Consider the following 14,188-nt stretch of genomic DNA (forward strand, 5'->3'; position numbering starts at 1 on the left):
GGCATGATGATCGTTGATATACGCGAGCTGCGTCCGCAGGACAAACCGCAGTGGCTTCAGCTGTGGGAGGGCTATACCCGTTTTTACGGCAGCCCGCAGCCTGACGACGTGACCGAGTACACCTGGCAACGCCTGCTGGACGACGCATCTCCGGTTATTGGCCGGGCGGCGGTCATCGATGGTCGGGTGGTCGGGTTCGCTATTTGCGTGCTGCACGAAGGCACCTGGGTGAAAACGCCCGTTTGTTATCTGGAGGATCTGTTCGTCGATCCGCAGATGCGCGGGCGCGGAGTCGCCAGAGCGCTGATGCAGGCGCTATATTTGGAAGGAAAAACGCAGGGGTGGTCGCGGCTCTACTGGCATACGCGCGCTGATAATCCCGCCCGTAAGCTGTATGATGAATTCACCCCTGCGGATGATTATGTCCGCTATCGCGCGACGCTATAAGCCGTCAGCGATAAGAAGTTATTAAGATTTTCCCTGTCTAATAGCGGAAAACGACTCAGGAGAATCCAAAATGGAAAAACGCATCGAGACGACCGTTAATTTGATCATCTTTCTTTCGCTGCTGGCTACCGCCTGGGATCTCTCCCTGGTGCACCATCTCCCCTGGTAAATCCGGCAGTACGGCGCCCGCTGCGGCGCCGTTAATTAGCTCTTCAACCTACCCGGTTAGCATCTCACCGCGGCTAAAGCTCCAGTCCTCGGCATGGTTAAACTGAATGACCACCATCACGTCGTCAGGAGCGATGCCGAGCTCCGCCTGCAGCCGATCGCACAGTCGTCGATAGAAGCGCTTTTTCTGCTGCGCGCTGCGCGGTTTGCCGGCAAAAATATGAAACAGCAGATAGTCCTCGCTGCGCCCGCCGCTGAGATAGTGCGGATCGACGATGCGCCGGGCGTCGGGCAGAACGTCGATAAACTGAAATTTATCCGCCGGCGGAACCGCAAACTCGTCCACCAGAGTTTGCTGGAGTAGCGCGGACAGCCGGGCAATCCATTGATCGTCATAGCCGGCGCGCAGCGTTATTCGGGTCAAGGGCATGCTGGTTCCTCCGGCGGTATGCAGGGGAGCGCGGTGACGGCCGCAGGCCAGCCGGCATAAAAGGCCAGATGAGTGAAAACCTCGATGATTTCCGCGCGGGTCAGACCGTTGCCGGCGGCAAAATCAATATGCCACGGCAGCTGTCGTTCTCTGCCCAGCGCCGTCAGGGTGGCGAGGGTAATCAGGCTTCTGTCCCGCGGCGACAGCTCGCTACGGGCCCAGATATCGCCGAACAGCACGTCTTCGGTGAGCAGGGCGAGCTTTGGCGCGATCCCGGCCAGGTTGTTGCGGTTAGGTGATGCCATCGTGCATATCTCCGGTTGCCATAAGAGGATGAAGGGAGAGTGGCACAGGGCAATGTTTCTGAATGTCGCAACATTTTTGATAATCGATCCTGAAAAACAGGACGGTTAGCGATAAAAACCGGGCGACGTCCTGTGCGCCCGGCAGGTGCTATAAGGCAGCGGCCCGGCGAAGGGCGACGATAAACAGACGCGGGAATAGCAACAGTACCTTACCGTTACACTGTAACGGATAGTGCTCCTGTAGAAGCGTCAGATAGCGGCTGAGAAACGCGTCGCGCTGGCAATCGTCGAGGTTCTGCAGGTACGGACGCAGCCCCGTCGACTGCAGCCAGTCAATAATGGCCTGATGGGAATCGAGCTGATGGTAATAGGTGGTGCGCCAGATATCGACCTCGCAGCCGCTGTTCGCCAGGATGTCATAATACTGGCGGGGGGTGGGAAGCGGGTGGCGTCCGCTCTCCGGATGCCCAAGCTCCTGAGCGACCTGACGCATCAGAGTATGCGAAGGCTCCTGCCAGTTATCCGGCATCTGCACCGCCAGAACACCGCTCTCCGCCAGTCGTTCGACGAGCTGCGGGAACAGCGTCTGGTGGTCGGTAAGCCACTGTAGAGAGGCGTTGGCGTAGATTACATCTGCCGGACGCTCGGGTCGATACTCGCGAATATCGGCGGCGACGAAGCGGCAGGCGGGCAGCGCCCGGGACGCCTCTTCCAGCATCGCCGGCGAATTATCCACGCCGACCACCGTCGCTGTGGGCCAGGCATGGTGCAGCAGCGCGGTGCTGTTTCCCGGCCCGCAGCCAAGGTCAACGGCGAGGGTAACGGGATGGTGAGCGATACGAGCGAGCAGTTCGGCGGCGGGGCGCGTACGCTCGGCGCCGAACTGTAGATAAAGCGAGGGATTCCAGTCTGCCATCGGTGACTCCGGGTTAGATAAACTCGTTGATCAGCATAGATGGCATTGGCCGCGGGTAAAATGACTTTACCCATTTTTATTCTCTACGTGACAGTGTCACGCTTTCTGAAGAAGGGCGAATACGCTGCGTCGCAATATCGGCTTAATCAGCGTCCTTTAACGACTCCGCGCGGCTGGCGGTGGCATAGACAAAATCCAGCATCGGCTCAAGATCGGTATCGTATCCGGCCTGGATTATTTTCCCCCGCAGCCACTCAATTTCGCTGGTGATATCCGGATGGAAAATATTATTGTCCTGCGCGTTGCGCAGCCATTTCAGCAGGAAGTTATTTTTTCCTCTGATTCCGCCCGATTTCTTAGATTTTCCGTGTATTTTCAGCGCGATTAATATGCAGTAATAGAAATGAACCCGCTGATTAAAACTTTGATGCATGTATGTATTTCCCGCCAGACTCAGGAATTCACCGTCGAGGTCAGTGATTCGGATTGGGCATGATAACGGGCACGGATCGTTATTATTCGATCTCTGATATATCACCCGTATCGCCAGTACGCCCGTTGCCGGGCGCTGAGCGGATGGTGTCACGGATGCCGAATAACAGTCAATTCTTGATTACTTTTTTACCTTTTTCAGCGGGGGCGGCGCGCCGAACACAATTCCTTACGCCCGCCGCAAACCGGCGCGTTGTTGCAGATATACGCGTAATATCAAGATAAACGCCATGACCACCACCGCCGCCGCCAGCAGATAAATAGTTCCCAGACTGTAATAGCCGGCCACCCAGCCGGCTACGGGGCCGGTCAGCCCGAGAGCCAGATCGAGGAACGCCGAGTAGGTGCCCAGCGCGGTGCCCTGGTTCTGCTCCTCAACCTGCTTCACCGCCTCGACGCCCAGCGCCGGGAAGACCAGCGAGAAACCGGAGCCGGTCAGGAACGCGCCGATCCCGGCAACCCATGCGGAAGAGGCCTGCCAGATAATCAGCAGGCCGATGCATTCGATAACAAAGCACGCCAGCGAGACCGGAACGCCGCCGTAGCGGGTGATGGTGTTGCCCAGCACCAGACGAATGCAGATAAAACCGACGCTGAACAGCGACAGCGTAAACGCCGCGCCCTGCCAGTCGTGGGCGGAAAAGTAGAGGGTGATGAAGGTGGCGATTACCCCGAAGCCCACGGTCCCCAGCGCCAGTCCCAGCCCGAAGGGCCAGATTTTGCGCACCACCACATGGAAAGGGGCGCGAACGCCGCCGCTGACGCTGACGTCATTACGCGTGCGGGCAAAGAGCAGGCCGATAAAGGCCACCAGAACCACCACGGCGGCAAAACCGCTAATGCCAAAATAGCCGTTGAGCAGAACCCCCAGTGGGGCGCCGACCGCCATCGCCACGTAGGTGGCAACCCCGTTCCAGGAGATCACCCTGGAGGTATGGATCGCGCCGACGGTTTTAATACCCCACAGCGTCGCCCCGGTGGCGGTAAAGCTCTCGCCCACGCCAAGGAAAACTCGGCCAACCAGCAGAGCCGCTACCGCCAGCAGCGGCGCGGATTGCAGCAGCACCGCCGCCAGGGTAAAGACCCCGCTCAGCAGGCAGCAAACGATACCGAGGCTGACGACCTTTTTCGGCCCCCAGATATCGGCGTAGCGCCCGGCGTGCGGCCGGCTGAACAGGGTGGCAACGTACTGCAGACTGATCACCACGCCGGCAACAAAGGTGCTATAGCCCAGCTGATAGTGGATATAGCCGGGCAGCACGGCGAGCGGCAGGCCGATCGACAGATAGCAAATGCAGGTGAACACCACGATCGAAATGATGCGCAGATTGAGCTGAGTCTGGGTGGCAAAAGAGGTCATAACGTCAGGTATTTAAAACAAATGGGGGGTTAGCATAGCGCAGACCCTGTGGCCAGCACGAGCGCCGGATGTGATTTCCGCACGTTTCACTTGCTGTGCCGCAAGAGGGGCGGCACCTCTTCGCCCCCCGCATACTTCGTTGAGCAACGAAGTATGCCCCTCGCTTTCCTTCTGGTTTCTTCTGTTAACGATACCCGGCTCGGGCATAAAGCCGCTTGCCTGTCCGTTAATTCATAATCATACTAAAATGAGAACTTAAATTATTTATGGTTCTTATTTTGAGATTAAAAGAGAGAGGAGTGGGTAAGGTGACTGAATACAGGCCGGAACTTAAGGCTTTCCTGCTGGCGCTGGCCGGCTCGGTGGTGCTGATCGTAGGGATGGGGTACGGGCGCTTTGCCTTCACCGGGATCCTGCCGCTGATGCTGGATGAGCAGATTCTAACCCTGCGCGAAGGCAATCTCGCGGCATCGGCGAACTACGCGGGCTATCTGCTGGGGGCGCTGATGCTGGCGAAGGCCAGGCCGGGCGATGCGAAATGGCTGAACCTCTCTTCGGTGTTCTTAACCCTGCTATGCCTGGCGGCGATTGCCTGGCTACGCTCGCCGCTGGCCATTATTGCGCTAAGGGGCATCGCCGGCGTGCTGAGCGCGGTGACGCTGATCGCCGCCTCGCTGTGGCTGCTGCAGCATATGAAGCATCACAACGGCGCGCCGGTTCTCTTTTCAGGGGTCGGGATGGGGATTTTCCTCTCGGCGGAGTTTATTTCGCTCGCCAAAAGCCACGCGTTGACCAGCCAGCAGATCTGGCTCATCTGCGCCGTCAGCGCGGCGATCTTATTTCTGCTGGTTCTGCGCCTGCTGCTTAGTCCGCCTGACTATCTTATTGCCTGGCAGCCGACGGTAGCGGCGCACGCGCAGGCCGCAGATGGCCAGCGCGGAGATGCATGGAAGTTGTTGATTATCTACGGCTTAGCCGGATTCGGTTATATCATCACCGCCACCTATCTACCGCTGTTTCTCTCCGGCTCGCTTACCGACATCGACCCGGTGCAGCTCTGGGCGCTGTTTGGCCTGGCGGCGGTGCCGTCCTGCTTCGTCTGGCACCGGCTGGCGCTCAGGCTCGGCTACCGGCGGGCGTTTACCCTTAATCTGATCGTGCAGGCAATTGGCGTGATCCTGCCCGCCTGGAGCCACTCCTTAGCGTTTTGCATGCTGAGCGCGCTGCTGGTTGGCTTCACCTTTATGGGCACCGTCACCCTTGCGCTGCCGGAAGGGCGGCGGCTGAATCATCTGGTGACATTCAATATGATCGCCGCCATGACCGCTACTTACGGCATCGGGCAGATTATCGGCCCGCTGGCGGCCGGCGTCCTGCACGGCATGACCGGCTCCTTTAATGCCGCCCTCGGTGCCGCGGGGGGCGCGCTGTTTGTCGCCGCCGTACTGGTGATGCTCGGCAAACCCGCCGGGCAAACGTCGAGGAGCTAAATATCCGCCGCCAGCAGCAGCTGCTGGCGCATGGCATCCAGCGCCGGCGAAACGTAGCCTTTGCGCCAGACAAGTTGGGTTATCGCCGTGCCGACCGGCTGCGTATCGCAGCCTTCCGGTAACGTCATTAGCGCCAGCACGCTCTGCGGGACGATGCCGGCGTAGCCGCCGGAGGCAATACAGGCCATGACGGCGTGATATGAGCCGATCTCCTGGATTTCAACGTTTTTCATAGTGGATAAAAATGACTCCGCCCGCCTGCGATAGCTGCAGCCCTGGGCAAACGCCGCCAGCCTGAACCCGTCCCGCCCGGCAGGGCTTATCAACATCAGCTCCTCGGCGAAGATCGGCAGGTACTCCAGCGCCGCCGGACACTCCGGCTCGCCGCTCGCATCCGGCGGCAGGCTCACCAGCGCGCAGTCGAGCGCGGCGTTAAGCACGCGTTCGACCAGCTGCTGGGTAGGCATGGTTTGTAAGGTGAGGGCGACCGCCGGACACTGCTGATGAAAGCGCGGCAGAACCGAGGTCAGGCGGCTGGCGGCGGCGGCCTCCATTGCCCCCATCCGCAGGCTCCCGGCGGGCTGCGTCGGATGCAGCGCCTGCTTCGCCTCTTCGGCCAGGCTGAGGATCCGCTGCGTGTAGTTAAGAAAACGCTCCCCGGCGGCGGAGAGCAGCATCTTTTTATTACCGCGAACGAACAGCTCAACGCCGAGCTCTTCCTCAAGCTGCTGGATGCGGGTCGTGATGTTCGATTGCGCGCGGCCCAGCCTTTTGGCCGCCCGGGTGACGCTTTGCTCCTGCGCCACGATGTTAAAGATTTCCAGCGTGCTATGGTTCATGTTTTTCTTCTAAATATGGAAATAATATTGATCTTAACATCTCAAAAAGAGATGTTAAGCACTGAGTATCACAAATTTACGCAGGATCAATCATGATGAACCGCCTGACGCAGCAGCTTGATATCGTTTACCCCATTATACAGGCCCCAATGGCCGGCGTGTCGACGCCTGAGCTGGCAGCGGCGGTCAGCAACGCCGGCGGCCTGGGCTCGCTGGGGCTAGGCGCCTCTTCGGTTTCTCAGGCGCGGGCGCTGATCGAGAAAACGCGCCGGCTCACCGCCCGACCGTTTAACGTGAACCTTTTTTGCCACCTTCCGGCGCGCAGAGACGAGCAGGTCGAAGCGCAGTGGATTGAGCGGCTGCGCCCGGCGTTCGCCCGTGCGGGAAGCCAGCCGCCGCGGGCGCTGACCGAGATTTACCAAACTCTCCTCGGGCACCAGCCGATGCTCGAGCTGCTGCTTGAGCTGGCGCCGCCGGTGGTCAGTTTTCATTTCGGTGTTCCGCCGCGCAGCGTCATTCTCCGCCTGCAGGAGAGAGGCATCGTCGCCATGGCCAGCGCGACCAGCGTTGAGGAAGCCCGGCAGATTGAGGCGCAGGGAGTTGATATCGTTATTGCCCAGGGCTACGAAGCGGGCGGCCATCGCGGGATCTTTGACCATCGCCGCGACGACCAGCAGCTGAGCACCTTTACCCTGATCCAGAAACTGAAGCGCGCGGTGGGGCTGCCAATTGTTGCCGCCGGCGGCATTATGGACGGCGCGGGAATTTGCTGCGCCCTGAGCCTCGGCGCCGAGGCCGCGCAGCTGGGGACCGCATTCCTGCTGTGCCCGGAGTCGGCAACGGATAGCGGCTATCGGCGGGCGATTAAAAATGGTCCTGACCCGCAAACCGTGCTGACCGCGGCGATTTCCGGTCGTCCGGCGCGCTGTCTGCATAATGGCTGGCGCGCGCTGGCGCAAGAGGTTGACGCTTCGGCGATCCCGGCCTATCCGCTGGCCTATGATGTCGGTAAGGCGCTGGCGACGGCGGCGAAAGCCCGGGGAGATGAGAGTTACGGCGCCCACTGGGCGGGACAGGGGGTTGGCCTGATCCGCGAGCTGTCGGCGACGGATCTGATGCAGACCTTAATTCACGAGTGCGGCTGGCGCCAGGGGTGAGGAAGAGGGGCGATGCCGGCAGGACATCGCCCTTGAAGGGGCGAACTAACGACGGTGCGCCAGTCGGCGAACCAGACGGTCTCCGGTCATCTGCACGCCCTGGACCATCGCCACCAGGATCAGCACCGTGCCCACCATCACCTCGTTATTAAAGCGCTGGTAGCCGTAGCGGATCGCCAGGTCGCCTAATCCGCCGCCGCCGATCACTCCGGCCATTGACGAGAAGCCAATCAGCATCACGATCGTCAGCGTTACGCCGGCCAGCAGGGTCGGCAGCGCTTCCGGCAGCAGCGATTTAAAAATCACGTGCCAGATATTGCCGCCCATCGATAAAATCGCCTCAATCCGCCCGTAGTCCACTTCGTCCAGGGCATTTTCAGTCAACCGGGCGAAGAAGGGAAAGGCGCCGATAGTTACCGGAACCACCGCGGCGGTGCTTCCCAGAGTGGTGCCGATAATCAGCCGGGTAAACGGGATCAGCGCAATCAGCAGCACAATAAACGGCAGCGAACGGCCGAAATTGATCGCCGCCCCCAGCAGCGCATTGAGTTTTGGCAGCGGCAGCAGGCCGTTTTTGCGCGAGATAAACAGGATAATCCCGGTCGGTAGTCCGAGCAGAACGGTAAAAAATGCCGCCAGCCCGACCATATAAAGGGTATCCAGCGTGCCGCCCACCAGCAGCGGCCAGAGATCTTCCCAGCTCATGCTACTCCGCATAAAGGCCTCCCGTGAATGCCGTGGCGGGCGAGAAAATCGCGCTCGGTTTGCGGATCGTGTAGCAGCGACTGACGCAGCTTTGACCACGGCGCCACCAGCAGATCGCCAATTTTTCCGCTTTCAACAATTTCGCCTTTTTCCAGCAGCGCGGCGTGATCGCACAGGGTTTTAACCACTTCCAGTTCGTGGGTGATTAGCACGATGGTCAGATGCAGGCGCTGATTGATATCCGCCAGCAGCGCCAGCACCGAGGCGGTGGTTTCCGGGTCCAGCGCGCTGGTCGCTTCATCGCACAGCAGTACGTCCGGCCGCGCGGCCAGCGCCCGGGCGATCCCTACGCGCTGCTTTTGCCCGCCGGAAAGCTGGGAGGGAAAGGCCTCAGCCTTGTCGCTGAGCCCTACCAGGTCGAGCAGCTCCTCTACCCGGGCCCGGCGGTCGGCCTTGGCCATCCCGGCGATTTCCAGCGGCACCGCAACGTTGTCGGCGACGCTGCGCGCGTGGAGCAGATTAAAATGCTGGAAGATCATCCCGGTTCGCAGGCGATAGGCGCGCAGGGCCGATTTGTCCATCTGCGTAATATCATGTCCGTTCACAATAATGCGGCCCGCAGTGGGCCGCTCCAGCAGATTCAGACAGCGTATCAGCGTACTTTTGCCCGCGCCGCTGCGCCCGAGTATGCCGTAAACGGCGCCCTTAGGGACGTGCAGCGAGACATCGTTGAGCGCCGGTCGGCCCGTTCCGGCATACGTTTTACTCAGCCCCTGCACCTCAATCATGACTGCGGCGCGACCGGTATCACCGAGCCGTTATACTGTTTGCGGATAAACTCCGCCACCTGCGGCGAGGTCAGATCCTTCGCCAGCTGCTTGATCCGCGGATCGTTGGCCAGGGACGGGTTGGTGACGAGGATATTGGCGTAAGGGTTGTGCGCCGCGCTCTCGAGGCCCAGCGCATCTTTCGCCGGCGTCAGCCCCGCCTCCAGCGCATAGTTACCGTTAATCACCGCCAGGTCGACGTCGTCGAGGGAGCGGGGGATTTGTGGCGATTCAATCTCAAGAATTTTGAGGTGTTTAGGATTCTCCACAATATCCTTTGGCGTTGCCAGGGTGGTGGCCGGGTCGGTAAATTTCGCCGCCAGCTTGATCAGCCCCTGGCTCTGCAGCAGGAACAGCGCCCGGCTCAGGTTGGTGGTGTTGTTCGGCACCGCGACGGTGGCGTTTTCCGGCAGGGATTTGAAATCTTTATGTTTGCGCGAGTAAATACCCAGCGGTTCAATATGCACCGTTGCCGCAACGGCAAAGGTTTTACCCAGCGCTTTTTCCTGATCCTTCAGGTAGGGAACGTGCTGGAAATAGTTGGCGTCAACGTCGCCGTTGGCCAGCAGCTCGTTGGCGTTCACCCCGCTGGTCAGCTCCACGACCTTCAGATCGAGGCTTGGATCGATTTTCTTGATGTAATTCAATATCTCCGCGTGCGGCACCGGGTCAGCGGCGACGCGCAGCGCGGCGGCCTGCGCCGAGGTCCATGCCAGAGAAAGAGACAGTGCTACCCCTGCCAGTTTGAAAGCGGCATTTTTCATGGTGTTTCCCTTTATTGTTATGGTTAAACGATCAGTTGCTCAGCGCGTTCGCGAAACACATCCTGGTAGTAGCGTTCGGCAACGTCCGGATGCGAGCGCAGGCGCCCCTTCAGGTAGTTCCAGCCCACTTCTCGCAGCAGCGGATTCTGCGGATCGCTGTCCGGCCCGAGGGCCTCCTGCGCCAGTTCCGGCGGCAGGGTGTAGACCGGCACCACGGCGTCCAGCTGCGCGCCGAGGAAGAAGGCGATAGAGAGGCGCTGCTGGTCCGCCGGCGGTGAAACGACGCGGTGCACCGTCGCGCGCAGATAGCCGTTGGTCGCCAGCTCAAGCAGTTCGCCAATATTGACCACGAAGCTGCCGGCCAGCGGGGTGGCATCGATCCAGCGGCCGGGTGAAACCTCAACCTGCAGCCCTTTTTGCTCATCCTGGAGTAAAAAGCTGAGGAACCCCGAATCCTTGTGGGCGCCAACGCCCTGGCTGCTTTGCGTCTGCTGCTGGCCGGGGTAGCGGATCAGTTTGATATGCTCGTTGGGCTGCTGGCCGTAAAGGGTATCAAAGGCGTCATTGGGCAGATTCAGGGCTTCGGCAAACGCGCGCAGCACGGTGATACCGACCTGCGTCATCGCGCTTTGCCAGCTCAGTAGCGTCGGTTTCAGGTCAGGTAATGCTTCCGGCCACAGGTTGGGACCCTGCAGGCGCTGCCAGCGCGGCGCATCGTCGCTCAGCGTCAGAGCGGGGCGCTCGGCGCCAATATCGAACTGCTCGCGCCAGTCCGGCTGCCCGCGGGTAAGCTCCGAGGCGGCGCGGTTATAGCCGCGAAAGTGCGGGGAGTGGATCATGGCCACCGGCTGCTTGTGCTCATCGGCCAGCGCGAAGAAGCGGCGGGAGAGCTGCTGCACGCTGCGCTGCAGTTCGTCATCCACGCCGTGATTGATCAGATAGAAGAAGCCGATATCGCGCGCGGCGTGGCGCAGGTCGGCGAGAAAAGCGGACTTCTCAGCGGGATCCGCGTAGCGGGCAAGATCGAGAATCGGCAGCGTGGTTGCGTTCATTGTGTTCTCCGAAGGCGGTGTGCATATATTTTCGTGTATTCAGATTCAGGGTTCGGGGACAACAACAGCGCATAATTATTTCCTCAGTCAGGTGGTCAAACACAGCTTGCCCTAAGCGAAAATAATCAACCAATAACCTTCTTTTCTAATTTATGTCCGTCGGGGGTTCAGTGCTTTTGCGAATAGTAGATAAGGGCGATAATGCGCTACGCCCGCGCGGCGAGTTGCGCCGGGCGAGAGGAGTCAGTATGGTGTGCGCAATTTCTCAGGTATTTCAGGACAGGACATTATGCAGTCTTCAAAAGATCCCCTGCACGGCGTAACGCTTGAAGCATTACTCAACGCTCTGGTGGCGAAATATGGCTGGGCGGAGCTGGCAAAGCGCATCAATATTAACTGCTTTAAGAGCGACCCCAGCATCAAATCCAGCCTCAAGTTTTTACGCCGGACGCCCTGGGCGCGCAAGGAAGTGGAAGAACTCTATATTGCCAGCTTGCAGGATATTGCCGATATTCCGGCGGAGGGCCCGTGGGCAAACTGGCAGAGTAAGAAGTCACAGCAGTAGCCAGCGGTCAGGACGCCTGCCTGCGCATCTGCCGCCACTTCACGGTGTGAAAAATAAAATAGCCGGCGGCTAAAGGCAGCGTCAGCGGCATTAATGCGAAGAGATACAGCGCGCCAAATCGGCCCATTCCGCCGCCGTTAATAGTGTTAAATACGCGCTCCGACGTCAGGCGGAGAAGCGTGTCATCGGTCCCGCGTTTCGCAAAGGGAAACAGCAAAATAGAGAGCCAGCATAGCGCAATAAGCGGCCAGGCGACGTCATCATAGAGCTCATAAATAAGCGGGCCGAAGAGGAAAACGCCACACGCCAGCTTGCCGATAAAATCCGGACGCTTAATAAAAAGCACCGCCGGATGCACGATGCGGACCTTACTCTGCCGCGGCCTGCGGCTTCCCGTTTTCCGCGATCGGCGGCGGCTGTTTTTTCTGCTCACGTTTTTGTTAGCTATCCTGATATATCCGGGGCGCACGGCGCATGCCCCATAGTGATATTTACCGGCCCATGAATCAAACTCAATTGCGTCGTCCTGCCAAAAATAGGGTGCTGCCTGTCAGGCCCTATTTCTGTTTATACCTCTTCGCCGGACGAAATATCGCGCAGGGCGCCGGGCGCTTTGCCGGTAATACGCTTAAACGCGCGGCTAAATGCGGCGTGGGAGCTGTAGCCCAGCTTGAAAGCCACCTTTTCCAGCGCCTGGCCCTCATGGGAGATGTACTGAACGGCCAGACGCATGCGCAGCTCGGTCAGATAGCGCGCGGGCGTCGTGCCGGTCGCCGCCAAGAAGCGCTCGGCAAATACCGAACGCGAGGTGCCGGCCTCGCGGGCCAAATCCTCAACCTTCCAGTTAACCCCGGGCTGCTGATGCATCACGTAGATAGCCCGCGCCAGCTTCGGATCGCGCAGCACCTGCACCCAGCCGGTAGCGTTGCCGCAGCCGCACTCAACCCAGCCGCGCACGATCAGCGCCGCCACCACGTCCGCCAGCCGCGCGAGAATCCCCGCGTAGCCCGCCTGGCGGGTTAAGGTTTCGCGCTCCATCGCCGCCAGCAGGGGCTGGATCTCAGGCCGGGTATTCAGCAGGCTGCTGACCATCATCACCTCCGGCATCGCCTTGACCAGCGGCTGCATGCCGCCGAGCTCAAAGTCCATACAGCCGCTGAAAATAATGGCGTTGTCCTGCTCCTGCTCCGGGCCATCGTTTTTGATGCAGCACACCGTACTGCACACCGGTTCGGTCGGCAGCTGCTGCACGTTGACGATCCGCGCCTGCGCGTCGGACATCAGCACGTGGCCGTCGCCGTTGGGAATAAACAGCGCGTCGCCGCTCTCCAGCCTGAGCTGCTGCCCGCTGGCCATGCGCAGCAGAACCGGACCGCGGCTGATGAAATGGAACTGCGCCTTGCCCGGCACATAGCTGAACTCCACTCCGAACGGGCGGCCGGATTCAATGCGCCGGTAGTTGACGCCGGAAAGGCGCATGCCGCGCAGCAGCTCGCTGGTGAGATCGATGGCCTGATGGGTCATAACGCTAATCCAGGACGAATAATCAATAATGGCAGAGTATGCATCATAGATCGTCCGAAGAGAAGTTTCTAAGCTGTGTCGGATTGTTAACTGTTCTGGAGAGATGTATATGAGTTCCTGCATTGTAGCCGATGAGAGCCAGCTAAACGCCAAACCCGCCTGGCGGGCCGTTTATGCGCTGGCGCTGGGCGTTTTCGGCCTGATTGTTGCAGAGTTTCTTCCCGCCAGTCTGTTAACGCCAATGGCGGCGAGCCTCGGCGTGAGTGAAGGCATGGCGGGGCAGGCGGTGACCGCCACGGCCCTGGTGGCGCTGGTGACCGGGCTGCTGATCACCACGGCGACGAGGAATATCGATCGCCGCTGGGTGCTGATGTTTTTTTCCGTACTGCAAATTATCTCCAGCATGATGGTCGCCTTTGCGCCTTCGCTGGCGTTTTTGCTCCTCGGCCGCCTGCTGCTGGGCATTGCCATCGGCGGTTTCTGGTCGATGTCCACCGCAACCGCCATGCGCCTGGTACCCGCCGCGTTTGTGCCAAAGGCGCTGGCCATCATTTTCTCCGCCGTATCGGTAGCGACAGTGGTGGCCGCGCCGCTGGGCAGCTATTTAGGCGCGCTGATCGGCTGGCGCAACGTGTTCATCATCTGCGCGCTGCCGAGCGTGGTAGCCCTGTTCTGGCAGCTGTGGGTTCTGCCCTCCATGCGTCCGGAAAGCGCGGGCAGCTTTGCGACGCTGTTTAAGGTGCTGCGCCGGCCGGGAATGCTGGGCGGCATGCTGGCCACGATTTTGATTTTCAGCGGCCATTTCGCCTTCTTTACCTACCTGCGGCCGTTTCTGGAAACCGTCGCCCGGGCGAGCGTGGAGGGGGTATCTTTGATCCTGCTGGGCTTTGGCCTGGCGAACTTTGTCGGCACCTCCATTGCCGGGCATTTACTGGCCCGCAGCCTGCGCCTGACGCTGGCTCTGGTGCCGTTTGTGTTAGCGCAAATTCATCGCGTCCTCAGACATGATGGCATTCTTATTCTTGGCTACAATAACCAGGCTTCGCGCCTGACGTTTAAGCTGGAATCATCTGCCGGGTTTGCGCTATTTGAACGATTCACTCCGGCCATCAGAGGGCTCACCGAAGAGCCCTATATGATAGACGAC

At 59.9% G+C, this 14,188-nt stretch carries 16 protein-coding genes and 1 pseudogene; 5 read left to right on the plus strand and 12 right to left on the minus strand.

The features are described from left to right. Window positions 1–6 precede the first annotated feature (6 nt). Complete coding sequence (locus AC1M2H_RS13825) at window positions 7–447, plus strand: N-acetyltransferase family protein (RefSeq protein WP_480151935.1); 441 nt, start codon at window positions 7–9, stop codon at window positions 445–447. A gap of 217 nt (window positions 448–664) precedes the next feature. Here AC1M2H_RS13825 and AC1M2H_RS13830 read toward each other — a convergent pair whose 3' ends face one another. The 5 genes from AC1M2H_RS13830 to AC1M2H_RS13850 form a co-directional block, all read right to left on the minus strand. Beyond that, complete coding sequence (locus AC1M2H_RS13830; RefSeq protein ID WP_480151770.1) at window positions 665–1,045, minus strand: tautomerase family protein; 381 nt, start codon at window positions 1,043–1,045, stop codon at window positions 665–667. Further along, window positions 1,036–1,350, minus strand: a complete 315-nt coding sequence (locus AC1M2H_RS13835; protein WP_480151771.1) for a carboxymuconolactone decarboxylase family protein — start codon at window positions 1,348–1,350, stop codon at window positions 1,036–1,038. Before AC1M2H_RS13835 ends, AC1M2H_RS13830 begins: the two co-directional genes overlap by 10 nt. A gap of 148 nt (window positions 1,351–1,498) precedes the next feature. Further along, window positions 1,499–2,266 carry a trans-aconitate 2-methyltransferase gene (tam, locus tag AC1M2H_RS13840; RefSeq protein WP_480151772.1) on the minus strand — a complete coding sequence of 256 codons (768 nt, stop codon included), beginning with the start codon at window positions 2,264–2,266 and terminating at the stop codon, window positions 1,499–1,501. A 142-nt stretch (window positions 2,267–2,408) separates the two neighbouring features. Then, complete coding sequence (locus AC1M2H_RS13845) at window positions 2,409–2,699, minus strand: hypothetical protein (RefSeq protein ID WP_480151773.1); 291 nt, start codon at window positions 2,697–2,699, stop codon at window positions 2,409–2,411. Window positions 2,700–2,927: 228 nt separating this feature from the next. Next, window positions 2,928–4,118: an MFS transporter gene (locus tag AC1M2H_RS13850; protein ID WP_480151774.1), complete on the minus strand. Its 1,191-nt coding sequence runs from the start codon at window positions 4,116–4,118 to the stop codon at window positions 2,928–2,930. Between the two features lie 380 nt (window positions 4,119–4,498). On the opposite strand from AC1M2H_RS13850, the gene AC1M2H_RS13855 reads away from it, so the two are divergent. Beyond that, window positions 4,499–5,608 carry a YbfB/YjiJ family MFS transporter gene (locus AC1M2H_RS13855; RefSeq protein WP_480151936.1) on the plus strand — a complete coding sequence of 370 codons (1,110 nt, stop codon included), beginning with the start codon at window positions 4,499–4,501 and terminating at the stop codon, window positions 5,606–5,608. Here the strand turns inward: AC1M2H_RS13855 and AC1M2H_RS13860 are convergent. Then, on the minus strand, window positions 5,605–6,447 hold the full coding sequence (locus AC1M2H_RS13860) for a LysR family transcriptional regulator (RefSeq protein WP_480151775.1): 843 nt from the start codon (window positions 6,445–6,447) through the stop codon (window positions 5,605–5,607). The genes AC1M2H_RS13855 and AC1M2H_RS13860 overlap by 4 nt on opposite strands. A 92-nt stretch (window positions 6,448–6,539) precedes the next feature. Here AC1M2H_RS13860 and AC1M2H_RS13865 point away from each other — a divergent pair, with 92 nt between their 5' ends. Beyond that, window positions 6,540–7,604, plus strand: coding sequence for an NAD(P)H-dependent flavin oxidoreductase (locus tag AC1M2H_RS13865; RefSeq protein WP_480151776.1), 1,065 nt, complete (start codon window positions 6,540–6,542; stop codon window positions 7,602–7,604). A 45-nt stretch (window positions 7,605–7,649) separates the two neighbouring features. Here AC1M2H_RS13865 and AC1M2H_RS13870 read toward each other — a convergent pair whose 3' ends face one another. The 4 genes from AC1M2H_RS13870 to AC1M2H_RS13885 are packed head-to-tail and all read right to left on the minus strand — an operon-like array spanning window position 7,650 to window position 10,952. Next, a complete protein-coding gene (locus AC1M2H_RS13870; protein WP_480151937.1) occupies window positions 7,650–8,309 on the minus strand; it encodes a methionine ABC transporter permease in 660 nt (219 codons plus the stop codon). Then, on the minus strand, window positions 8,306–9,097 hold the full coding sequence (locus AC1M2H_RS13875) for a methionine ABC transporter ATP-binding protein (RefSeq protein WP_480151777.1): 792 nt from the start codon (window positions 9,095–9,097) through the stop codon (window positions 8,306–8,308). The genes AC1M2H_RS13870 and AC1M2H_RS13875 overlap by 4 nt, the downstream gene beginning before the upstream one ends. Next, window positions 9,094–9,900, minus strand: a complete 807-nt coding sequence (locus AC1M2H_RS13880; RefSeq protein ID WP_480151778.1) for a MetQ/NlpA family ABC transporter substrate-binding protein — start codon at window positions 9,898–9,900, stop codon at window positions 9,094–9,096. Before AC1M2H_RS13880 ends, AC1M2H_RS13875 begins: the two co-directional genes overlap by 4 nt. A gap of 23 nt (window positions 9,901–9,923) precedes the next feature. Next, entirely contained in the window at window positions 9,924–10,952 is a 1,029-nt protein-coding gene (locus tag AC1M2H_RS13885) for an isopenicillin N synthase family dioxygenase (RefSeq protein ID WP_480151779.1), read from the minus strand. A 289-nt stretch (window positions 10,953–11,241) separates the two neighbouring features. Between AC1M2H_RS13885 and AC1M2H_RS13890 the strand changes: the two genes are divergently transcribed. After that, complete coding sequence (locus AC1M2H_RS13890; RefSeq protein WP_480151780.1) at window positions 11,242–11,517, plus strand: VF530 family protein; 276 nt, start codon at window positions 11,242–11,244, stop codon at window positions 11,515–11,517. Between the two features lie 7 nt (window positions 11,518–11,524). Here the strand turns inward: AC1M2H_RS13890 and AC1M2H_RS13895 are convergent, their stop codons facing one another. Together AC1M2H_RS13895 and AC1M2H_RS13900 are read right to left on the minus strand one after the other, a co-directional pair. Next, a complete protein-coding gene (locus AC1M2H_RS13895; RefSeq protein ID WP_480151781.1) occupies window positions 11,525–11,950 on the minus strand; it encodes a hypothetical protein in 426 nt (141 codons plus the stop codon). A 134-nt stretch (window positions 11,951–12,084) separates the two neighbouring features. Further along, the gene (locus AC1M2H_RS13900) at window positions 12,085–13,041 is read right to left on the minus strand and encodes an AraC family transcriptional regulator (RefSeq protein WP_480151782.1); all 957 of its coding nucleotides are present in this window, start codon (window positions 13,039–13,041) and stop codon (window positions 12,085–12,087) included. A 109-nt stretch (window positions 13,042–13,150) separates the two neighbouring features. Between AC1M2H_RS13900 and AC1M2H_RS13905 the strand changes: the two are divergent. Beyond that, a pseudogene (locus AC1M2H_RS13905) lies at window positions 13,151–14,023 on the plus strand (MFS transporter); the annotation flags it as partial. Window positions 14,024–14,188: the final 165 nt, after the last annotated feature.

The organism is Klebsiella sp. F11 (assembly GCF_056712265.1).